General features: G+C 70.8%; 16 protein-coding genes, 1 tRNA gene and 1 pseudogene. 6 read left to right on the forward strand and 12 right to left on the reverse strand.

What is annotated here, in order from left to right; genetic code table 11:
- Nucleotides 1-91 precede the first annotated feature (91 nt).
- The 5 genes and pseudogenes from OG936_RS05570 to OG936_RS05590 all read right to left on the reverse strand — a co-directional run.
- Nucleotides 92-754: pseudogene (locus OG936_RS05570) on the reverse strand (NPCBM/NEW2 domain-containing protein); the annotation flags it as partial.
- 90 nt (nucleotides 755-844) lie between these two features.
- On the reverse strand, nucleotides 845-2,074 hold the full coding sequence (gene mshC, locus OG936_RS05575) for a cysteine--1-D-myo-inosityl 2-amino-2-deoxy-alpha-D-glucopyranoside ligase (RefSeq protein WP_406492918.1): 1,230 nt from the start codon (nucleotides 2,072-2,074) through the stop codon (nucleotides 845-847).
- Nucleotides 2,075-2,225: 151 nt separating this feature from the next.
- Nucleotides 2,226-3,080, reverse strand: coding sequence for an SCO1664 family protein (locus tag OG936_RS05580; protein WP_406492920.1), 855 nt, complete (start codon nucleotides 3,078-3,080; stop codon nucleotides 2,226-2,228).
- On the reverse strand, nucleotides 3,044-3,634 hold the full coding sequence (locus tag OG936_RS05585; protein ID WP_406492922.1) for a DUF3090 domain-containing protein: 591 nt from the start codon (nucleotides 3,632-3,634) through the stop codon (nucleotides 3,044-3,046). The genes OG936_RS05580 and OG936_RS05585 overlap by 37 nt, the downstream gene beginning before the upstream one ends.
- Before the next feature lie 104 nt (nucleotides 3,635-3,738).
- On the reverse strand, nucleotides 3,739-4,461 hold the full coding sequence (locus tag OG936_RS05590) for a histidine phosphatase family protein (protein ID WP_406492923.1): 723 nt from the start codon (nucleotides 4,459-4,461) through the stop codon (nucleotides 3,739-3,741).
- 59 nt (nucleotides 4,462-4,520) lie between these two features.
- Here OG936_RS05590 and corA point away from each other — a divergent pair, with 59 nt between their 5' ends.
- Nucleotides 4,521-5,516 (forward strand): magnesium/cobalt transporter CorA, encoded by a 996-nt coding sequence (corA, locus tag OG936_RS05595; RefSeq protein WP_406492925.1) that lies wholly within the window; start codon nucleotides 4,521-4,523, stop codon nucleotides 5,514-5,516.
- 25 nt (nucleotides 5,517-5,541) lie between these two features.
- Here the strand turns inward: corA and OG936_RS05600 are convergent, their stop codons facing one another.
- Complete coding sequence (locus OG936_RS05600; RefSeq protein WP_406492927.1) at nucleotides 5,542-6,330, reverse strand: ferritin-like domain-containing protein; 789 nt, start codon at nucleotides 6,328-6,330, stop codon at nucleotides 5,542-5,544.
- Nucleotides 6,331-6,646: 316 nt separating this feature from the next.
- Nucleotides 6,647-7,696, reverse strand: a complete 1,050-nt coding sequence (locus tag OG936_RS05605; protein ID WP_383753769.1) for an LLM class F420-dependent oxidoreductase — start codon at nucleotides 7,694-7,696, stop codon at nucleotides 6,647-6,649.
- Between the two features lie 140 nt (nucleotides 7,697-7,836).
- On the opposite strand from OG936_RS05605, the gene OG936_RS05610 reads away from it, so the two are divergent.
- Together OG936_RS05610 and OG936_RS05615 are read left to right on the forward strand one after the other, a co-directional pair.
- Nucleotides 7,837-8,820, forward strand: a complete 984-nt coding sequence (locus OG936_RS05610) for an aldo/keto reductase (RefSeq protein ID WP_406492929.1) — start codon at nucleotides 7,837-7,839, stop codon at nucleotides 8,818-8,820.
- Complete coding sequence (locus tag OG936_RS05615; protein WP_406492931.1) at nucleotides 8,817-11,117, forward strand: helix-hairpin-helix domain-containing protein; 2,301 nt, start codon at nucleotides 8,817-8,819, stop codon at nucleotides 11,115-11,117. Before OG936_RS05610 ends, OG936_RS05615 begins: the two co-directional genes overlap by 4 nt.
- 51 nt (nucleotides 11,118-11,168) lie before the next feature.
- Here OG936_RS05615 and OG936_RS05620 read toward each other — a convergent pair whose 3' ends face one another.
- Nucleotides 11,169-11,828: a hypothetical protein gene (locus tag OG936_RS05620; protein WP_406492933.1), complete on the reverse strand. Its 660-nt coding sequence runs from the start codon at nucleotides 11,826-11,828 to the stop codon at nucleotides 11,169-11,171.
- 47 nt (nucleotides 11,829-11,875) lie between these two features.
- Here OG936_RS05620 and OG936_RS05625 point away from each other — a divergent pair, with 47 nt between their 5' ends.
- Nucleotides 11,876-12,064 carry a DUF5703 family protein gene (locus OG936_RS05625; RefSeq protein ID WP_030918345.1) on the forward strand — a complete coding sequence of 63 codons (189 nt, stop codon included), beginning with the start codon at nucleotides 11,876-11,878 and terminating at the stop codon, nucleotides 12,062-12,064.
- Nucleotides 12,065-12,151: 87 nt separating this feature from the next.
- Here OG936_RS05625 and OG936_RS05630 read toward each other — a convergent pair whose 3' ends face one another.
- The 4 genes from OG936_RS05630 to OG936_RS05645 all read right to left on the reverse strand — a co-directional run bounded on the left by OG936_RS05630 (nucleotide 12,152) and on the right by OG936_RS05645 (nucleotide 16,456).
- Entirely contained in the window at nucleotides 12,152-12,892 is a 741-nt protein-coding gene (locus OG936_RS05630; RefSeq protein ID WP_406492935.1) for a chaplin, read from the reverse strand.
- 138 nt (nucleotides 12,893-13,030) lie between these two features.
- Nucleotides 13,031-13,264 carry a chaplin ChpH gene (gene chpH / locus OG936_RS05635; protein ID WP_406492937.1) on the reverse strand — a complete coding sequence of 78 codons (234 nt, stop codon included), beginning with the start codon at nucleotides 13,262-13,264 and terminating at the stop codon, nucleotides 13,031-13,033.
- A gap of 351 nt (nucleotides 13,265-13,615) precedes the next feature.
- Nucleotides 13,616-15,007, reverse strand: a complete 1,392-nt coding sequence (locus OG936_RS05640; RefSeq protein WP_331746122.1) for an IS1380 family transposase — start codon at nucleotides 15,005-15,007, stop codon at nucleotides 13,616-13,618.
- Nucleotides 15,008-15,130: 123 nt separating this feature from the next.
- On the reverse strand, nucleotides 15,131-16,456 hold the full coding sequence (locus tag OG936_RS05645; protein WP_406380353.1) for a M20/M25/M40 family metallo-hydrolase: 1,326 nt from the start codon (nucleotides 16,454-16,456) through the stop codon (nucleotides 15,131-15,133).
- 182 nt (nucleotides 16,457-16,638) lie between these two features.
- Here OG936_RS05645 and OG936_RS05650 point away from each other — a divergent pair.
- Together OG936_RS05650 and OG936_RS05655 are read left to right on the forward strand one after the other, a co-directional pair.
- Nucleotides 16,639-16,726 (forward strand) — tRNA-Leu (locus OG936_RS05650).
- Between the two features lie 341 nt (nucleotides 16,727-17,067).
- The gene (locus OG936_RS05655; RefSeq protein WP_406492939.1) at nucleotides 17,068-20,817 is read left to right on the forward strand and encodes a choice-of-anchor D domain-containing protein; all 3,750 of its coding nucleotides are present in this window, start codon (nucleotides 17,068-17,070) and stop codon (nucleotides 20,815-20,817) included.
- The last annotated feature ends 11 nt before the right edge of the window (nucleotides 20,818-20,828 follow it).

The following is a 20,828-nucleotide window of genomic DNA, read 5'->3' on the forward strand; positions in this document are numbered from 1 at the left end:
CCGGCGCTGCCTGTGCCGTCCGGGTCATTCACCACCATCTGGTGTCCGGGTCGTTCACGGGCATCCGGACGTTCCGGGACATCCGGGTCCGTCAGGAGCAGGTGAATCGCGCCGCGGCCCAGTCCCCGTGGTCACCGGTCTTGGACCCATTGGTGTCCGTGACCATCAGATGCACATGGCGCGCCCCGTCGAGCCGCACATCGACGGGTACGGTCGCGGACGCCCCCGTCACCTTCGGCGAGGTCTACAGCACCTTGCCGTCCGCCTCGACGGAGAACGCCACTTCGCCGTAGCCGTTGATCTCGTCGTCGATCCCGACGTCGGCGGTGAACTTCGAGCAGCGTCCGCCGAGATATACCTCGATGTCGGAGTCGGCATGGGTGCCGATGCCCTTCTCGTACACCTTCCCCGCCAGCGTGAGGGGGTGTCCGTCGGCGGCGCCCGACTCGCCGTTGCTGCGGTCCCGTTCGGCGGGCCCGTAGCCGTTCACCGACGTCAGCCACACCAGATCGCTCGCCCAGGCCTCGCCGGTGAGCGGCGGTGGCATCACCGTGGCGGCGAACCGCTGGGCGGTGGTGCGGGATTCACCGGCCGACCGGTAGCGGGCGAGCGCGGTGATCCTCGCCTCCCCCGCCGCGGCGTCCCTCGCCGGGGTGACCGGCACCTCGACCCGCCGGGTGGTGCCCGCCGGGATCCGGTCCACGGTCGCGGCCGGTGCGACCTGCCAGCCGTCGGGCACCATGGACAAAACGGAACCGGCCCTGAACTTCGTCGAGAAGTCCAAGGCCGGCTCATGAGATGGCGGTCCGCGCGCTGTCACCGCGCGCGGCAGTTGCGGGCGACGCTACAGAGCGACACCCAGCAGCGCGTCGACGGTGCGCGAGACGAGGCCGGGCGCGCCCTCGTCCGTACCGCCCTCGGCGTTCTGACGCTCGGCCCAGCGGTCCACGGCGGCCAGCGCGGCCGGTGCGTCCAGGTCGTCGGCGAGGGCCTCGCGGACCTCCTCGACCAGGGCCTCGGCGGGCAGTCCGTCGGGCCGGGAGACGGCGGAACGCCAGCGTCCGAGCCGCTCGACGGCATCGGCGAGCACCTGATCGGTCCACTCCCAGTCGGACCGGTAGTGGTGCGACAGCAGGGCGAGGCGGATCGCCGCCGGGTCCACGCCGTCGTGGCGGAGCTTCGACACGAAGACCAGGTTGCCCCTGGACTTGGACATCTTCTCGCCGTCCAGGGCGACCATTCCGGCGTGTACGTACGCCTGCGCGAACGGATGCTCGCCGGTCAGCACCTGGGCGTGCGAAGCGCCCATCTCGTGGTGCGGGAAGGCGAGATCGGACCCGCCTCCCTGAACGTCGAAGCCCATGCCGAGGTGGTCCAGGGCGATGGCGACGCACTCGATGTGCCAGCCCGGGCGGCCGGGGCCGAGGGAGGCCCCGTCCCAGCTCGGCTCGCCCTCACGGGCGGCCATCCAGAGCATCGGGTCGAGCGGGTTCTTCTTGCCCGGGCGCTCCGGGTCACCGCCTCGCTCGGCGGAGAGCAGCCGCATCGCCTCGGCGTCGAGGTGGGAGACCCCGCCGAAGTGCGGGTCGGTCTCGACGGAGAAGTAGACGTCCCCGTCGAGCTCGTAGGCGGCGCCCGCGTCCCGGAGCCGTTCGACGAGCGGGACGATGCCCGGTATCGCCTCCACGGCGCCGATGTAGTGCTTCGGCGGGAGCATGCGCAGGGCAGTCATGTCCTCGCGGAACAGAGCCGTCTCGCGCTCGGCGAGCTCGGTCCAGTCCTGACCGTCGCGCACGGCCCGCTCCAGCAGCGGATCGTCCACGTCGGTCACGTTCTGGACATAGTGGACCAGCCGCTTGGTGTCGAGCCACACGCGCTGAACGAGGTCGAACGCGTTGTAGGTCGCCGCATGACCCATGTGGGTCGCGTCGTACGGCGTGATGCCGCAGACGTAGATACGGGCGACGGGACCGGGGTCAAGAGTGATCCGTCCGCCGGTCGCGGTGTCGTGGATCCGAAGGTCGCGGCCCTTGCCAGGCAGGGCGGGGACCTCAGAAGCGGGCCAGGCATGCATGTCACGAGCGTAACCGGATGCAGGTTCCGGATACGAACCGGATACCCGATCCTGGCCGAAGAGGCGGTCTTGCGCGGTGTGGGTTCATCAGCTCAGGTACGGGCAAGCCCACCGTGTCCCGCCCCTCGGTCGCCGGAGTGGCTCGATTTCGTCACACCGGTGGCCAGGGGATCGACGGCCACTCGCCGCTCGGTTCCGGGTGCCGCCCCGAGGCCTTCAGCCCCGCCACGCGTCCCCGCAACGCCTCGATCTCGGCCGCGGTGATCAGCTCGGCCAGCCGGGTGACGAGCGAGGTCCCCGGCGCCAGCTCCGCAGCCAGCCGGTCCACGACCTCGACGGCCTCGGCCGTCAGCGGCTCCCCCGCCCATCCCCACAGCAGCGTGCGCAGCTTGTCCTCGGCGTTGAAGGTCACGCCGTGATCGATGCCGTAGAGCCGGCCGCCGGGTGCGGGCAGCAGATGGCCACCCTTGCGGTCACCGTTGTTGATCACGGCGTCGAGGACCGCGAGCCGCCGCAGCCGCGGATCGTCCGCGTGCACCAGCAGGGCCGTCCTCCCCTCCCCCACCTCGGCGAGGGCGACGGCCTTCCAGCCCTCCGCCGGCTCCTCGTCGTCGACGAGCGCGAGGAGCGGCGGCAGGCCGTCCGGGGAGGACTCGTCGTCCTGGGGCGCCGCCTCGATCCACAGCTGGCACATGCCCTCGCCGTACGGACCGTCCCGGAGCACGGTGGGCGGTATGAGCCCCCAACCGGTCACCTCGGAGATCTCGTACGCGGCCACCTCGCGCCGGGCGAGCGTGCCGTCGGGGAAGTCCCACAGGGGCCGTTCCCCGGCCACGGGCTTGTAGACGCACGTCACCTCGTCGCCGTCGTGGGCGACCGTGCAGCAGAGCACCGCGTTGGACGCCCCGCGGACCTGGCCAAGAACGGTGAGCCGGCCCTCGGCGAGCACGGTGACCAGTTCGGTGTCGGTCAGGCTCCGCGACGGTATCCGTTCTGGCGCGGGCATACGTGTCCTTCCGGGTCGAGCGGCAGGCTGCACAGCGGGCACGGCGGGCGTCCGGCGTTCACGACGTCCAGGGCGCGCTTGGCGAAGGCCCGGGCCTGCGCCCCGCTGAGGCGGACGCGGAGCATCGGCGGGCCGTTCTCCTCGTCCTGGAGCAGCCGCTCCTCGGCCTCCGCGAGATCCTCGTCGGATTCCACGTCCAGCTCGACGAGCGCCTGCGCCTCGACGATCATGCGCTGTTCCTCGCCGTCCCAGGCGAGCGCCATCGTGCCGACCCGGAACTCCTCCTCGACGGGCACGTCGAGGGGCGCGGTGTCGGTGACGTCCATGGGCGCCACGGCGGGCACCGGAGAGTTTCCGCCGGTCCGCCGCACCACCTCGTCGAGCAGTTCGTCGATGCGCTCGGCGAGCGCGGTGACCTGAGTCTTCTCCAGGGCCACGCTGGTGACACGTCCGCCTGAGGATGCCTGCAGGAAGAACGTACGACGTCCAGGCAACCCGACCGTACCGGCCACGAAGCGGTCCGGGGGGTCGTAGAGGAACACCTGACGGGACACGTCCTGTCTCCCTTGAAAATTGACGGCAGATGAGGGGTGGCGGCGGCCTTGGGGGTTACCGGGTAAGGGCGCCTACGGCGCGTCCACCCTACTGCGCGGAGCGATCACGGCGCCCCAGCGCCGCCACCGACCGCCGCGTCCGCATCGGTGTCCGCCGCCGGTCGCCGGTCCGGGGCCGCCTCGGCGGTGTGCTCCCGCGGCGCCAGCGAGGCCAGGTCCCCGGTGTCGCCGAGCCGCAGCAGGAAGGGCCGCAGCCGGGTGTAGCGGATCGCGGTGACCGAACACGGATCGGCGTGGATCCGCTGGAAGAGGTCGAGATGGAGGCCGAGCGCGTCGGCGACGAGGGCCTTGATGATGTCGCCGTGGGAGCACATCACGTAGGCGGCGTCGCCACCGTGCTCGGCCTCGATCCGCGCGTTCCAGTGCCGCACGGCGTCGACGGCGCGCGCCTGCATGGCGCGCATGGACTCACCACCGGGGAACGCCGCGGCCGACGGATGCTGTTGCACGACGCCCATCAGCGGCTCGTCGGTGAGTTCGGCGAGCTTGCGTCCCGACCAGTCGCCGTAGTCGCACTCGTTGATCCGCTCCTCGGTGTGCAGCGTCAGTTCCGGCCGCGCGTCGAGCAGGGGCCGCAGGGTCTCCCGGCAGCGCTGCAGGGGGCTGCTGACGACGGCGGCCAGCGGCAGTGCGGCCAGCCGTCCGGGCAGCGCCGCGGCCTGGGCGGCGCCGCGCTCGTCGAGCGCGACACCGGGCGTCCGGCCCGCGAGCACCCCGGCCGTGTTGGCGGTGGAGCGTCCATGGCGTACGAGGATCAGGGTGGGCATACGGGCCAGCGTAGGCCGCTGCCGGCGGTGAGGTGCGCCGGGGAGCGGGGCAGGGAAGAATGCGCGCCGTGATTGTGGACTGTGCGATCTACCGGGACGGGCGTCGTACCGAAGGCCCCGCCGATCTTTCCGATGCCCTCGCGGAGGCACGGGCGACCGGGGACGCGTTTCTCTGGATCGGCCTGTACGAGCCGACGGAGCAGGAGGTCAACCGCGTCAGCAGCGAGTTCGGACTCCATCCGCTGGCCGTGGAGGACGCCCTGAGCGCGCACCAGCGGCCCAAGCTGGAGGTCTACGACGACTCGCTCTTCGCGGTCATCAAGCCGGTGGTGTACGAGCACCTGAGCGACACCGTCACCACCGACGAGCTGATGGCCTTCATCGGCGATTCCTTCGTCGTGACGGTCCGGCACGGGGAGGGCGCGCCGCTCGCCGCGGTACGCCGCCGGCTGGAGTCGGAGCCGGAGGTCCTCAAGCACGGGCCGACCGCAGTGCTGTACGCGATCAGCGACGCCGTGGTCGACCACTACATCGAGGTGGCGGGCGAGCTCCAGGCCGACCTGGAGGAGCTGGAGACCGAGGTGTTCGCGCCGACCGGCACCACGGACACCAAGAACACCGCGTCCCGCATCTACACCTTCAAGCGGCAGCTCCTGGAGTTCCGCCGGGCCGCCGGGCCGCTGAGCGCCCCCATGGCCCGTCTGGCGAGCGCGGAAGTGCCGTTCGTCCCCGAGCACTCGCAGCCGTTCTTCCGCGACGTGAGCGACCATCTGACGCGTGCCAACGAGTATGTGGACGGGCTCGACCGGCTGCTCTCCGACATCCTCGCGGCGCATCTGGCCCAGGTGGGCGTGCGGCAGAACGACGACATGCGCAAGATCTCGGCCTGGGCGGCGATGGCCGCCGTACCGACGATGGTGGCGGGGATCTACGGCATGAACTTCAAGCACATGCCGGAACTCGGCTGGGCGTGGGCCTATCCGGTGGTGATCGTGCTGATGGGTTCCGTGGTGTTCGGCCTGTACCGGCAGTTCAAGCGGCGCGGCTGGCTCTGACGGCCGGTCCGCCGCGGTGCCCGGATCAGTCGGACTCGGCCGCCTGCGCGGCGGGACCGCCCAGTGCGTCGCGCCGCTCGGGCGGCTCCAGGCTCACCATGCGCCGCCATCCCAGGAGCCGTTCGTACGCGTAGATCCCGTGGATCCCCGCGGTCAGCGCCGCCGCCTTGACCCGGGGCCAGCCGAGGATGCGGCCCATGTGGTCCATCACGGCGAGGCTGACGTCGCGGTACACCCGGATCTCGGCGAGCGCGCACTCGCGCAGGACGCGCTGGATGGTACGGCCGTGTCCGACGAGGGCGAGCCGGATCAACTCCTCGTGGCAGTAGGCCAGGTGGTTGTCCTCGTCGTTCGAGATCATCCGCACCGCGCGGCCGAGGTCGGGGTGGTCGGCGAAGTGCTTGCGCAGCAGCTTCATCTGCTCGGAGGCACGCTGTTCGGTGACCCTGCTGTGCGCGAGGTAGGTGATGATGTCGTGCTCGGAGAGCGGCTCCCGGCGCCCCAGCCGCTCATGGGCGAGGCCGATGCCGTGCTTCTCCAGCAGCATCGTGTAGTCGGTCTCGTGCGGGACCTCGACCGGCTGCAGCCCGCGCTTCTTCAGCAGCGCGTGGAAGATCCGGCCGTGCTTGTCCTCGTCCGCGCCGTGCCGCGTGATCTTGGGCGCCAGGGCACGCTGGCTCTCGGGCACGAGGGCCGCGATACGGCCGTTCTCCCAGCCCCCCTGGGACTCCCCGCTCGCCGCAATGGAACAGAACAGCCGGAACGACTCGTCCTCGTCGAGGATCTCCTGGAACAGGTTCCTTGCCGAGAGCACCACTGCCACCTCCGTACCGGCATCCGCCCATCGACAGTCAAATGCGGCACACCCACCCGGGCAACAGGAGCGTCCCGCGGCTACGCCGGACGGGTCGCGGCGTTCCCGGCCCGTCCAGCGGTCGAGGACGGACCGTGGCCCCCGTGACCCCGGTGGCCCAGGTGGCCCCGGTGACCCCGCGCCGGAGCGCGCGCCGATCGGCGTAACCCCGCACCCACGAAAGCGTTGTTACGCGTAACGGCCGTGGCGGGGAGCCCCCGAGCCCCCACCACGGCCGTAGTGCTCTCCCGGAGCCCCCTCCGTCCGCCGGTCCGCACTACGCGAGCCCGGACCGCTCCAGCGCCTCCATGCCTGCCCGCAGAGCCGTGATCCGCTCGTCGAGCGTGAACCCGGCCGGAGCCAGGGTCAGTGTCGTGACCCCCGCCGCGGCGTACGCCTGCATCCGCTCGGCGATCCGCTCGACCGGCCCGAGCAGCGTGGTCTGGTCGATCAGCTGGTGCGGGACGGCCGCGGCGGCGCCGCTCTTGTCACCGGACAGGTACGTGTCCTGGATCTCGGCGGCTTCCTTCTCGTAGCCCATGCGCTGCGCGAGCTGGTTGTAGAAGTTCTGCTTGCGGCTGCCCATGCCGCCGACGTACAGCGCGGTGTACGGACGGAACATGTCCGCGAGGCCGTTGACGTCGTCACCGACGGCGAGCGGCAGGGTCGGGCAGACGTCGAAGCCCTCCATGGTCTTCCCGGCCTTCTCGCGGCCCGCCCGCAGGTACTTCACGGCGGTGTCCTCGAGGTGCTCCGCCGAGGGGAGGATGAGCAGCGCCCCGTCGGCGATCTCGCCGGTCTGTTCCAGGTTCTTCGGGCCGATCGCGGCGATGTAGAGCGGAATGTGCTCGCGCTGCGGGTGGACGGTGAGCTTGATGGGCTTGCCCGGGCCGTCGGGCAGCGGGAGCGTCCAGTGCCGACCCTCGTACGACAGCCGCTCACGGGACATCGCCTTGCGGACGATCTCCACGTACTCCCGGGTGCGGGCCAGCGGCTTGTCGAACTTGACGCCGTACCAGCCCTCGGAGACCTGCGGTCCCGACACGCCGAGGCCGAGCCGGAACCGGCCGCCGGAGAGCGAGTCGAGGGTGGCGGCGGTCATCGCCGTCATCGCGGGCTGGCGGGCCGGGATCTGCATGATCGCGGAGCCGACGTCGATGGATTCGGTCCGGGCGGCGACCCAGGCGAGCACCGTCGGCGCGTCTGAGCCGTACGCCTCGGCCGCCCAGCAGACGTCGTATCCGAGCCGGTCGGCCTCCTGGGCGACGGCGAGGTTGTCGCCGTCCATTCCCGCACCCCAATAACCGAGATTGATGCCGAGCCGCATAGCCGCTCCCCTTACTGATCAGTAACGTGCCTGAGCTCCGGACTCTAGCGCGCGGCGGCGGGTTCCGGCAGAGGCGATGTAGTGCCGGGTTGTCCACAGGCTTCCGCCGGGTGGGGTCCCGGCCAGTAATCTCAGCGCCCATGGAGCAGAGGCATCTCGGCCGTACCGGCCTTCGAGTGTCCCGGATCGGGCTCGGCACCCTCACCTGGGGCCGGGACACCGACGAGCACGACGCTGCCGAACAGCTGAAAGCCTTCTGGGAGGCGGGCGGCACGCTGGTCGACACGGCTGATGTCTACGGCGGTGGGGAGGCCGAATATCTGCTCGGGCGGCTCACCGAGGGTCTGGTGCCGCGGCAGGATCTGGTCATCGCCACGAAGGCCGGCGGCGTGGCCGACCCGTACCGCCGGTTCAACGGCTCGCGCGGTCATCTGCTGGCCGCGCTGGACGCCTCCCTGGCACGGCTCGGAACGGATTACGTGGACCTGTGGCAGGTGCACGCCTTCGACCCGGTGACCCCGCTGGAGGAGACCCTTCAGGCGGTGGACCTGGCGGTGTCGACGGGCCGTGTCCGGTACGCGGGGGTGTCGAACTTCTGCGGCTGGCAGCTGGCCAAGGCGGCGACCTGGCAGCTCGCCTCGCCCGGGTTGCGCACCCGGCTGGCGAGCACCCAGATGGAATACTCCCTGTTGCAGCGGGGCGTGGAACGCGAGGTCCTGCCGGCCGCGCGCGATCTGGGGGTGGGGCTGCTGCCCTCCTCTCCGCTGGGCAGGGGGGTCCTGACCGGCAAATACCGGACGGGCACTCCGGCGAACTCGCGCGGCGCCTCGGAGCTGCTGGCCCCGTTCGTCGAGCCGTATCTCGACGACCCGGCGAGCCGCATCGTGGACGCGGTGTCCACCGCGGCCGACGGCCTGGCCACGACGGCGCTCCAGGTGGCTCTCGCCTGGGTGCGGGACCGGCCGGGGGTGGTGGCCCCGATCGTCGGAGCGCGCAACGCGCAGCAGCTCACGGAGGCATTGTCAGTGGAGGCGCTTAGTCTTCCTGACGAGATCTGCCAGGCGCTCGACGACGTGTCGGCGCCCGTGCACCGCTATCCCGACCAGGACTGGAGCACGCTGTGACTGCGCTTCCCCGGGGGGAAACCCCCGGCTCCCCGGCCGCCGACGACACCGGCGTCGTCACGGACCCCTCCGCGGCCGTGCCCGCCCCGTCCGCACCGGACGAGGGGCACGAGGCGGACGAGGGTTCGCCGACGGCCGATGCCGCCGTCGATGGCGCGCGGACGGACGGCGACGACCACCGGGCCACCGGGACCGACGGAACGGCCGCGGCCGACGCCGAGCCCGACGGCGCCGCCGACGCGACAGCCGCGACCGACGGCGCCGTGGACGCGGCGGGCGCCGGCCCCGCCGCGCTCTCCGAGGCGGAGGCCGAGCTGACCGCCCAGCGTGAGCTCCGGGAACGGATCGAGAAACGCAAGGCGGAGAAGGCGGGCCCCATCGCCGCCGGTGCGAAGCTGAGTGGCAGGGCGGCCGATCTGCTGGCGGCCGTACGTGCCGTGGAGAGCGGCGAGAAGCCCTCCGCCGCGTTCCTCGACTCGCCCGAACCCGCCGCCCCCCGCCGGGCCGCTCCCGCGCCGGTACGGCCCCGGACGCCCGTTCCGGCCCCGGTCGCGCAGGGCCCCTCGCCGCAGACCGTGGCAGCGGTGGCCGCCGTACTGGCCGAGGGCGGGGCTCCCGGAGCGCTGGCGGCCCCGGCGGCGGAGGTCCTCGGTGCGCAGGCGGCCGGCGCCCTGCGCGAGGACCCCTGGCAGTTGCTGGCCGTGCCGGGAGTCAGACCGGAGCAGGCCGACGGCTTCGCCCGGGCCCTGCTGGGCGCCGGGTGCGGTCCGGACGACGAGCGGCGGACCTCGGCCCTGGTCGGCTGGCTGCTGGAGCGGGCCGCACTCCAGGGCCATACGGCGCTGGACGCGACGGCGGTCCGCGCGGCGCTCGCCGAGCGCGCGGTGAGCGACCCCGCCGCGGCCGTCGAGCACGCCGTCGCCGAGGGCGTCGTCCTGGTCTTCCAGGACGGCCAGGAGGACGAGGGCGACCAGGAGCCCGGAGCACCCGCGGAGGCCGAGGAGAGCGCGGAGGGCCTGACCGGGCAGGAACCCGTACCGGCGCTGCTGGGTCTCGACCGGTACGCACTCGCCGAGGAAAGCCTCACCGACGGGCTGGCCCGGCTGGTCAACGCCTGCGAGAAGGACGCCGACTGGACGGCGGCGGCCACGGCCGCGGGCTCCCCGTCGGCGGCCGAGCTGATCTGTGCGGTCGCGGCCCACGGACTGGTGGCGCACACCGGCGGCGAGGCGGCCAGGGCCGAACCCGCGGCGCTGATCAGCGCTGCCCGCGGCCTCGGACTGCGCGCTCTGGGCGCCGTGCACAGCACGGACGGCAGACGTCGACTGGCCGAGACGACCGGCGATCCGTCGGCGGCCGTCACCCTCGCCGGGCTGCTCTGTGGCGCGGAGGGTCCGGGGCGGGACGAGGAGGGGGCGATCGCCGTCGACCTGCTCGTCGTGCTGGACGCTCCGCAGCTGGACGTCGAGAGCGCCGCGATCCTCGTGGAGTCCCTGAGTGACGGCACCCGGCTGGTGCTCAGCGGCGACCCCTGCGTGCTGGGGTCGGCCGGTGCGGGACGGGTGTTCGCGGATGTGCTGGCGGCCCGCGCCTGCCCGCAGATCGTGTCCCGTACACCCGATCCGGGACCGATCGGCGAACTGGTCTCCGGCATTGGCATCGGAGAGCTGAACCAGGTCGCGGCACCCGGCAAGGAAGTGGTGATCGTCCCCGTGCGCGACGCGGGCGAGGCGGTGCACCGCACCGTGCAACTGGTCGCCGACTCGGTGCCGCGCGCCATCGGCGTACCGCCGGCCGATACCCAGGTGATCACCGTCGGCCACGGCGGCCCGGCGGGCACCCGGGCCCTGAACGCGGCGCTCAAGGAGCGGATCAACCCCGGTCCGGGGCGGTTCGGCGGCTTCGACCCGGGCGACCGTGTCGTCCATGTCCCGGCCCCCGGCAGGACCCTGCCCGCAGTGGTCGTCTCGGCCGACGCCGAAGGCCTGCATCTGGACTGCGGGGGCACGAAGCTCGTCGTATCCCAGGAGCGGGTGGAGTCGTCCGTACGGCATGGCTGGGCACTCAGCGCCCATCAGGCCGCCGGTATGCGGTGGCCCGCCGTGGTCGTCGTGCTGCCCGGTGACGCCGCGCAGGCGCTGAGCCGCCCCTGGGTGTACACCGCCTTCAGCCGCGGCGAGCGGCATCTGTCCGTCGTGCACGGGGTGGATCAGGCGCTCCAGCGCGCGGTCGCCCAGTCCCCGGCGCAGGACCGCACGACGCGGCTGCGCCCCCTGCTGGAGGCATCGGCCCGATGACCGGGCCGCCCCGTCGGACGGGCTCGGAACGGAGCCCGTCCGACGGACGGATCAGGAGCTGTCCGCCACCAGGCCGGCCGGCAGCTCGTCCGTTTCGTCCTCGTCGAAGACCGCGCTGACGTCGAAGCGGCAGACCACCAGTTGCGGATCCGCGTCGTCGAACGGTGCGCCGAGCCACTCCCCCGCCTCGGGGGGCTCCTCGGCCGCCGTGACCCAGAGCGTGGAGTCGCCCTCCTCCAGTCCGAACTCCATGTGCCGGGAAGCGATCTCGTCCGGTTCGTACTCGCCGAAGAGCACTCCGAGCGCCGCGTGGACGCTGGAGCCGACGACCGCGGCACTCCCGCCGCCGCGGTCGTCCGGATCGAGGTCGGCGATCCGCTGAGCCTGTGCGAGCAGCCTCGGCGGCTCCACCACCGCGTAGTCACGCCGGATGAGGACGCTGAGCGCGTTCGGCTCCTCGGGACCGGCGTACGGCGGCAGGGAGTCCTCCGCACCGGGGATCTCGAAGGGGGTGACCTCGTCGTAGCGGTCGTAGAGCAGTTCGTCGTAGAACTCAGCAGCGGCGGCCAGTGCGTTGAACGCTTCATAGACGGCGGGATCATCGTCCCCCGTCCGGCGTTCGACCGCCTCGAGGTGATGGTCGAGCGCGACTTTGATCGCTTCGGCGGCGGCGCGTACCTCGGCAGCGGTGGGCTGCGCAGCATCAGACATGGTGCAGACGCTATCCGTAGACGGGCTCTGCCCGCACAATAGATGCGATGCCGGAATACGAATTTGTCGATGTGTACGTGCCGCGCGGGGTGTCCCGGAAGGAGACGGCCCGCCTGCTGACCGACCATGCCGAGTACGGGCACTGGGAGTTGGACCGGCTGACACTGCGCCGTGACGGCAGCCGCAGGGTGCGGCTGCGCCGACGGATCATCCGCCAGCTACGGGCCACCTGGTGAGACGGCGGGCCGTCCGGTGAAACGGAGCGGGCCCCGCCATCGCGGGACCCGCTCCCTTTGCCGTGCCTGCGTCGTCTCCTCGGTCCGCTACGCGGACATCCGGGCGCGGCGGTAGAGCACTGTGCCCGCACCCGCGAGCAGCAGGCCCGCGCTCGCCGGGACCAGCAGGCCGAGCCCGCCCGCTCCGGTGTGTGCGAGCTCAGCGACGCCCTGTGTCTCGAGTACGTTGTGGACGGCCTGCACTCCGGGTGCCGGGGGCTTGTTCTCGGTGACCGGGGTGACCGGCGTGCCGACCGGCGGCGTGACGACGTCCGTACCGTTTCCGCACTCGTTGCCGGAGGCGGGGTTGAGCAGTCCACCGATGGTGACGCTGTTCCCGCAGGCGTTCACGGGGATGTCGATGGGCACCGCGATGTTGTTGCCCGAAAGCACACCGGGCGAGCCCTGTGCGCTCCCCTCGGCCCTCGCCCCGCTCCCGGTGTCGCCCGTGACGGCCCGGTGCTTGCCGGTCCCCGCCCGGGTCGCCCGGGTGAGGTCGCCGGACACCTGGCTGCCCGAGGCATGCCTGCCCGAAGCGGCGCTGCGCGAACCGTTTCCGCAGGCGTTTCCCGCCGCCGGGTCGAGCAGTCCCACGACGCTCACGGAGTTGCCGCAGACGTTGACCGGTACGTGGACCGGGACCTGGACCGAATTCCCTGAAAGCACCCCCGGGGAATTCGATGTACCGCCGGTCGCTCCGGCGTCGGCGTGCGCATAACCGCCGCTCAGCGCAAGGACTCCGCCTGCGGCCGCCATGGTGATCAGGCCTTTACGCGTGACCTGTCGCATAGGTTGATTCCTGCCTTCTACCTTCCGGAATACCCCCGGACTTGACCGTGCGGGGGCGGATTACCCAGCGGCCCCGGAGTGCATGGCGTGCACCCCGGGGCCGACCGGATTCAAACCCTTACGGGTTGACGCACAACGTCAGGCGTTGACGCAGGGGTTGCCGAAGGCGGGGTTCAGCAGCCCGATCACGGAGATCGTGTTGCCACACACGTTCACCGGCACGTGGATCGGGGCCTGGATGACGTTGCCCGAGAGCACGCCAGGGCTGCCGACAGCGGCGCCCTGGGCACCGGAGTCCGCGACGGCCATGCCCGCACCGGCGAGCACCAGACCACCAGTGACAGCCGCAGCAGCGACGATCTTCTTGATCACTATTCCTCCTAGTTGGCAATGCGATCCCAGCCGCGGACCGCATCACTTGTAACGAGGAAGAGGTAATCGGGCTACGAGCGTATGGTTCCTTTCACCCGTTCCGGTCACATACGCACACGCGGGCGATTATTGACGCGGAGAATCGGTGGAATATCAACGGAGCCCGGGCAGGAGCGCGGCACGGACTCAGCCTGGATCCACCGGGTGGATTTCGGGGTGAGGGTTTCGGCGGATTTTTGGTCCTCGCGGAGTTGACCGGTGGTTTCGGGTGTCGGGTGTCCGCTGGTCTGCCCAGCTTTTCCACGTGTCTGCAGGTATCGGGCCCTCTCGGGCGGGTCGTTTCAGGGAGCGTCAGCCGACTGGTGGTGGCGCGTGCGTGGCGGTGAACAGCTGGATGAACTCGCTTTCCCAGGGCCAGTGTTGGGGCAGGTGGAGGGTGAGGTGGCGTGCTGAGCGGGCCAGACGTGCGGGGACGTTGATCAGGTGGTCGCGGATCGTCGCGGTGGTCGCGCGGGCATGGAACGCGCAGGCCAGGGCCCCGGCGGCGCGGGTCAGGTTGTGGGCGAGGGCGGCGAGCGTGAGCCAGGCGGCGTTCGCCTGGAAGTGCCCGGAGGGGGCGTGCGCGAAGGCGCTGTTCTTGACGTCCGCGATCACCTGCTCCACCACGGCGTGCCGTCGGTGATCACGCTCGGCGTCGATCAGGGTGAGCGGGGAGTCGGTGAACGCGGCGTGGTAGCGCCAGGTATCGAAGAGCGTGCCCTGTCCCTCGGGCAGGGCCGCGGGGTTGAGCCGCTTCACCCTGCGCACGATCAATCGGGCGGTGACCTGCTGTTTCTTTGGCTTGGAGGTGAAGGCGGTGTAGGTGGTCTCGGCTATCTCCGCGTCCGAGATCCAGCACTGTCCCTCCTCGTCCCAGACCGCCTTGGGGTACTTGATCGCCGTCCACGCGCTCTCGCCGATGGCCGCGATGGCGGTCTTGACCGAGGCGTTCATCCGCGCCGTGACGGAGAACCGGGCGTCCGCGGCCCGGCAGGCGTTCACCACGTCAGCGCCGTAGAACGCGGAGTCGGCACGCACGATCAGCAGGCCGCCGGCCCCGCAGGTGCGGGCGGCGCGGATGGTCTCGGCAACGAACCCGGCCGCACCGCGTGCCGAGTTCGTGGGCCCCTTGCGCAGGCGGGTGGCAGCGATCACCGGTGCGGCGAGCGGGGTGGAGATGATCCCGAGCAGCGCGTTCAGGCCCTTGACCTTGCTGTATCCGTAACCGGCACCCTGCTTGGCATAGCCGTAGGTACGGCGGATCGTGTCGTCAATGTCCACATAAGCCACCGCCTGCGCGCCGGGCAGCAGCCCGGTGTGCGCGGCCAGGGCGGGTAGGAACCGCCGGGCCACGGCATGCAGTTGCTTCACATGACCGTGGGTGAAGGAACGCAGGAACGAGCCCAGCGTGGACGGCGCCCGCACCCCGGTGAACAGCCGGGACAGTCCGCCGTGCCGCAACCGGTCCATGTCATCGAAGCTGTCCGCACCCGCGACCATGCCGCCGACCAGCGACATCACCTTCGCCGCCGGGAAAGAACCCGTGCCGTCCCTCGAGACCGGCAGCTTCACCAGGCCCTCGACCAGCGCGGGCAGTCCGCACCGCTCGGCCAGACGCGCCACCGGCTCAAGCCCGCCGTACGCGACGAGATTCGGGTCATCGAACCGTGCGGAGACCATCGCGGCGGCATGGGAAGATTGCATCTCGGAAGTGCCTTGTCGATCGTGCCTGATGTGGTCCTAGAGAAACCCCATCATCGCAGGTCACAAGGCACTTCCTCGTTTCCGTGAGAGTCATCCACAGACGTCAAGCCGGTGGATCCAGGCTCAGCAGTTGTCGATGAAACGGTCGAGCACACGCACGCCGAACTGCAGCCCGTCCACCGGCACACGCTCGTCCACACCGTGGAACATGCCCGCGAAGTCGAGCTCCGGCGGCAGCTTCAGCGGGGCGAACCCGAAGCAGCGGATGCCGAGATCGTCGAAGGACTTGGCGTCGGTACCGCCGGAGAGCATGTAGGGGACCGCGCGCGCGATCGGGTCCTCCGCCTTCAGGGCGATCTGCATCGCGTCGACGAGCGAGCCGTCGAAACTGGTCTCCAGGGCCTTGTCCCCGTGCACGTCCTCGCGCTTCACCCGCGGGCCGAGGATCCGGTCCAGGTCGGCCAGGAACTCGTCCTCGAAGCCGGGCAGGAATCGGCCGTCGACGTGGGCGGTGGCCTGGCCGGGGATCACGTTCACCTTGTAGCCGGCGCCGAGCATGGTGGGAGCGGCGGAGTTGCGGAGCGTGGCGCCGATCATCTTGGCGATGCCACCCAGCTTGGCGAGCGTGGCGTCCATGTCCTCCGGGTCGAGCGGGGTGCCGAGCGCGTCGGACAGCTCGTCGAGGAAGGACCGTACGGTCTTGGTCACCCGGACCGGCCACTTGTGCCGTCCCAGCCGTCCGACCGCCTCGCAGAGCTCGGTGATCGCGTTGTCGTCGTTGGTCATCGAGCCGTGGCCCGCCGTGCCGTCGACGGTGAGCCGCATCCAGTGCATGCCCTTCTCGGCCGTCTCGACGAGGTAGAGCCGCAGCTTCTCGTTCACCGTGAAGGAGAATCCGCCGACCTCTCCGATCGCCTCGGTGACGCCCTCGAAGAGACCGGGGTGCTTGTCCACGAGATACCGCGCGCCGTACGTACCGCCCGCCTCCTCGTCGGCGAGGAAGGCCAGCACGATGTCGCGCGGGGGCTTGCGGCCGCTGCGCATCCGGTCGCGGACGACCGCGAGGGTCATCGCGTCCATGTCCTTCATGTCGACCGCGCCGCGGCCCCACACACAGCCGTCCGCGACCTCACCCGAGAAGGGGTGGTGCGTCCAGTCGTGGGCATTGGCCGGAACCACATCGGTGTGGCCGTGGATCAGCAGGGCGGGCCTGGACGGGTCCTCGCCCTCGATCCGCGCCACGGTCGAGGCCCGGCCCTTGTGGGACTCGAAGATCTGCGGCTCCAGCCCGACCTCGGCCAGTTTCTCCGCGACATACTCGGCGGCGCGTCGCTCCCCCGGCCCCGAGTGGTCCCCGTAGTTGCTGGTGTCGATCCGGATCAGCTCACGACAGAGGTCCACGACCTCGTCCTCGCCCGAGACGGTCCGGGCCGTGTTGGTCTCGCTCACACTGCTTCCTTCCACTGTCGCTGCGGTGCTCCCCCTCATCCTCCCGCGCCGGGCCCGCGCGCCCAAGGCCCCCGCCCCTCGCCATGTGCCCTTCACACCTCCCCCGGCGTGATCGAGCACCCCCGGATGTTTGCTATTGTTTTCCACGTCGGAACGGGCCGGGCCCGCGAGACAGACACCTTGTCCGGGTGGCGGAATGGCAGACGCGCTAGCTTGAGGTGCTAGTGCCCTTTATCGGGCGTGGGGGTTCAAGTCCCCCCTCGGACACCAGCGTTGCACCAACCATGTGCTGGTCGGGATTCTTCCCGACCAGCATTTTGCGTTCTGCGGAGCACCGCATACGCCCGAGCTGTCCGGGACCGTGCGGCATCGCGGAGAGCATCGGTCTTTTCACCCATGGTGCGCACCAGCTCAGCGATCCGGTCGCTGCCTGCGCGGGGCGGGGCACCCGAGCCCATCGGCGCCTCTCCGGTTGCACTTGACCCACCGGGGTGAACAACGCCGGGCGCGCGGACCGAGAACGTTCACATACCACGTGGTCCCGCCGACGATGATCGCCGGCGGGACCTGCCGGTCTCCGCCCTCGCGCACTGACGTACCGAGGTGGAGAGATGTCCAGCACGCGCAGACCACTGGGTGGCCGGCAACGGACGGAGCGTCGGCTGTCGCGCTTCCTGGCTTCGCTGCTGACGGGCGGTCTGTTGCTCGGCATGGGCAGCTCGTTGCCGCTGCTCGCAGCCGTGCCCGCCGTCGCCGACGAGACGACGATCTCGGGCGACACGCTCCGTACCGGCTGGGACTCGAACGAACCCGGTCTGGCGCCCGCCCAGGTGTCCAGCTCCGACTTCGGCCAGCAGTTCTCCACCACCGTGGACGGACAGGTCTACGCTCAGCCACTGGTGATCGGGAAGACGGTCGTCGCGGCCACCGAGAAGGCCAAGGTCTACGGGCTGGACTCGGCGAGCGGGAAGATCAACTGGACGGCGGACCTGGGTGCGCCGTGGCCGGCCTCGGCCATCGGTTGCGGGGACCTGGAACCGAACATCGGGGTGACCTCGACCCCCGTGTACGACTCGGCCACCGGAACCGTCTACCTCACCGCGAAGATCAATGACGGTGCCGACACCTCGCACCCCAACTGGTACGTCCACGCGCTGGACGCGACGACGGGTGCCGAGCGCAGCGGCTGGCCGGTGAAGGTGCAAGGCGCGCCGGTGAACGACCCCAGCCGTCCGTTCAACGCGTTCACTGCGGCCCAGCGCCCCGGCCTGCTCCTGATGGGTGGATCGGTTTACGCGGCCTTCGCCTCGCACTGCGATGTCGGCCCCTACGTCGGCTATGTGCTGGGCGTGAACACCACGACCCGCAAGAGCACCCTGTGGGCCTCCGAGGACTCCTCCGCCAACGGCATGGCCGGCATCTGGATGAGCGGCGGCGGCCTGGTCTCCGACGGGCCGGGCCGGATCCTGCTCTCCACCGGGAACGGCGTCTCCCCGGCGCCCGGCCCCGGCTCGAAACCGCCGGGCCAGCTGGCCGAGTCGGTGGTCCGACTGGGCGTCAACAGTGACGGGACGATGTCCGCCCAGGACTTCTTCAGCCCCAGCAACGCTCCGATCCTCGACCAGAACGACACGGACTTCGGCTCGGGGGGCCCGGTGGCACTGCCCGGCCCGACCTTCGGCACGGCCCAGCACCCTCATCTTCTGGCGCAGATCGGCAAGGACGGTCGCCTCTTCGTCCTCGACCGGGACAACCTCGGCGGCCGCAGCCAGGGGCCCGGCGGCACCGATGCGGTGCTCGGTACCTTCGGACCGTACGAGGGTGTCTGGGGGCACCCGGCCGCGTACGGCGCCGAGGGCGGCTATGTGTACACGATCGGCAGTCGTGGTCCGCTGCGGGCCTTCGCTTACGGCGTCAGTGGCTCGGGCCTGCCCTCGTTGACCAGTACCGGCGCCAGTACGGGCACCTTCGGGTACACGTCGGGTTCGCCCGTGGTGACCTCCACCGGCACCACCCCGGGGTCCGCCCTCGTCTGGGCAATCTACGCGGACGGCTCCAACGGTGCCAACGGTCAGCTGCGCGCGTACGACGCCGTACCGGTGAACGGAACCCTGAACCTGCGCTGGTCCGCCCCGGTCGGCACCGTGTCCAAGTTCTCGGTGCCCGCCACCGACGGTGGACGGGTCTACGTCGGCACCCGGGATGGCCATGTGCTCGCCTTCGGCCGTCCGTCCAACTCCGCGCTGATCGGCAACGCGGTGGACATCGGCAAGGTGCCCGTGGGCAGCACCGGCAAGGCAACGGCCAAGGTCACCGCAACTCGTGATGTGAAGATCACGGCGGTGGGTACGCCTTCGGGCAGCAAGTTCTCCGCAGCGCCCACCGGTCTGCCGGTCACGCTGCACACGGGCGACACCTACTCGGTGCCGGTCTCGTTCTCGCCGACCACGTCCGGAGCGGACAGTTCCGTGCTGACTTTCACCACCGATCTCGGGACGATCGGCCTCGGCCTGACCGGCTATGGCACCCAGCTCGGCCTCACCCCTGTCCCGTCCACGCTGGCCTTCGGTACGGTGGCCACAAAAACGACCAAGACCCTGGGCGTGAGCTTCACCAATACCGGCACCGAGGCCGAAACGATCTCCGCCAGCAGCCCACCGAACGCCCCCTTCAAGGCCACCGGCCTCCCCGCCAACGGCACCGTCGTCCAGCCCCAGCAGTCTGTCACCGTCCAGGTGACATACGCCCCGACAGCAGTCGGCGACAGCACCGGGACGCTCTCGGTCACCGGTCAGCACGGCACCGCGACCGCGAGTCTGACCGGTACGGCGGTGGCCGGGCAGGCGCGCCTGACGGTCACTCCGACCTCCTCCGACTTCGGGCAGGTGCCGGTCGGACAGTCGGTCACCAAGACCTTCGACATCAGTAACACCGGAAATATCCCCCTCACCATCACCAAGGCGGCACCGCCCGCGGCCCCGTTCCTCGTGACCAATCCGGTGAGTGAGGGTCAGGTGATCGGCCCGGAGGACGTGGTGCACCAGGCGGTCACCTTCTCCCCGACCTCCGTCGGCGCGGCCACCGGCACGTATCAGCTCACCTCCGACGACGGCCGGGGGCCGCAGAACGAAGCGCTCACCGGCACCGGGACCGGAACCGGGCCCACCGGGGTCGCCATCCCGGCGCCCGGTGCGGGCGGCTGGAAGCTCAACGGATCCGCGCAACTCTCCGGTAATGACCTGCAATTGACCCAGACAAGCACATATCAGGCAGGCTCGGCGGTCTTCCCCGTCCCGGTGTCCACCGACGGCCTCAAGGCGACGTTCACCACCGTCATCGGCGGCGGGACCGGCGCCGACGGCCTCACCTTCAGCCTGCTGGACCCGGCCCTGGCCACCCCGAGCGCGCGCGGCACCGACGGCGGGGGCCTGGGCTGGTCGGGGCAAGCGGGCGTGGCGGTCACGTTCGACACCTACAGGAACGGCAAAGACCCGTCGTCGAACTTTGTCGGGATCGCCACCGCGGGAAGCGGTTCCGATCTCACCTACGCGGCGACCACCACCGCCGTGCCCGACCTCCGCTCGGGTCCCCACGCCGTCTCCGTCTCCGTGTCCGGGACCACCCTCACCGTCTCTCTGGACGGCACACAGCTACTGCGGACGGCAGTGGCCTCGCTGAGCCCGACAGCCCTGCTGGCCTTCACCGGCGCCACCGGAGGGCGGACCGACATCCACACGGTACGGGACGTGGCCATCACCGCGACCTCGTACGCGGTGCCACCGCCCGGGCCCAACGGTTGGACGTTCAACGGGTCCGCCGCGCTCTCCGGCACCGACCTGGTGCTGACCAAGGCCGTTCAGGAGACTGCCGGGTCCGCCGTCCAGGGCACCCCCGTACCGTCGGCACGCCTGCGGGCGAACTTCACCGCCGCGATCGGCGGCGGTACCGGCGCCGACGGCCTGGCCTTCCTGCTGCTCGACGCGTCCAGGACGACCCCCAAGGCGCTGGGCGCACCTGGTGGAGGCCTCGGCTATTCGGAGCTGCCCGGCATCGCCGTCACCCTGGACACCTGGCGGAACGGCAATGATCCCTCGGCCAATTTCGTCGGAGTGGCCATCGGTGGCACCGGGGACAACCTGCAGTATGCCGCCACCTCGACCGCCGTTCCCGCACTGCGGACCGGCACCCACACTGTCGGCGTGACCGTGACGACGGCCGGACACCTGCTGGTCAGCATCGACGGCAACCAGATCATCGACACCGCGGTGAACCTGCCGCAGAACGTACTGGTCGGGTTCAGCGGCGCCACCGGTGGATCGACAGACAACCACACGATTCGCGACGCCAAAATCACCTACTGAGGGCCTGAAAG

The sequence above is a fragment of the Streptomyces sp. NBC_00846 genome (assembly GCF_045207325.1).
Lineage (GTDB): Bacteria > Actinomycetota > Actinomycetes > Streptomycetales > Streptomycetaceae > Streptomyces.

Bases quoted from the DNA above. Each gene is read 5' to 3' on its own strand.
- mshC (WP_406492918.1), bottom strand. From the start codon at position 2,074: ATGCATGCCTGGCCCGCTTCTGAGGTCCCCGCCCTGCCTGGCAAGGGC.
- OG936_RS05580 (WP_406492920.1), bottom strand. From the start codon at position 3,080: ATGCCCGCGCCAGAACGGATACCGTCGCGGAGCCTGACCGACACCGAA.
- OG936_RS05590 (WP_406492923.1), bottom strand. From the start codon at position 4,461: ATGCCCACCCTGATCCTCGTACGCCATGGACGCTCCACCGCCAACACG.
- corA (WP_406492925.1), top strand. From the start codon at position 4,521: ATGCGCGCCGTGATTGTGGACTGTGCGATCTACCGGGACGGGCGTCGT.
- OG936_RS05605 (WP_383753769.1), bottom strand. From the start codon at position 7,696: ATGCGGCTCGGCATCAATCTCGGTTATTGGGGTGCGGGAATGGACGGC.
- OG936_RS05610 (WP_406492929.1), top strand. From the start codon at position 7,837: ATGGAGCAGAGGCATCTCGGCCGTACCGGCCTTCGAGTGTCCCGGATC.
- OG936_RS05620 (WP_406492933.1), bottom strand. From the start codon at position 11,828: ATGTCTGATGCTGCGCAGCCCACCGCTGCCGAGGTACGCGCCGCCGCC.
- OG936_RS05625 (WP_030918345.1), top strand. From the start codon at position 11,876: ATGCCGGAATACGAATTTGTCGATGTGTACGTGCCGCGCGGGGTGTCC.
- OG936_RS05630 (WP_406492935.1), bottom strand. From the start codon at position 12,892: ATGCGACAGGTCACGCGTAAAGGCCTGATCACCATGGCGGCCGCAGGC.
- OG936_RS05640 (WP_331746122.1), bottom strand. From the start codon at position 15,007: ATGCAATCTTCCCATGCCGCCGCGATGGTCTCCGCACGGTTCGATGAC.
- OG936_RS05655 (WP_406492939.1), top strand. From the start codon at position 17,068: ATGTCCAGCACGCGCAGACCACTGGGTGGCCGGCAACGGACGGAGCGT.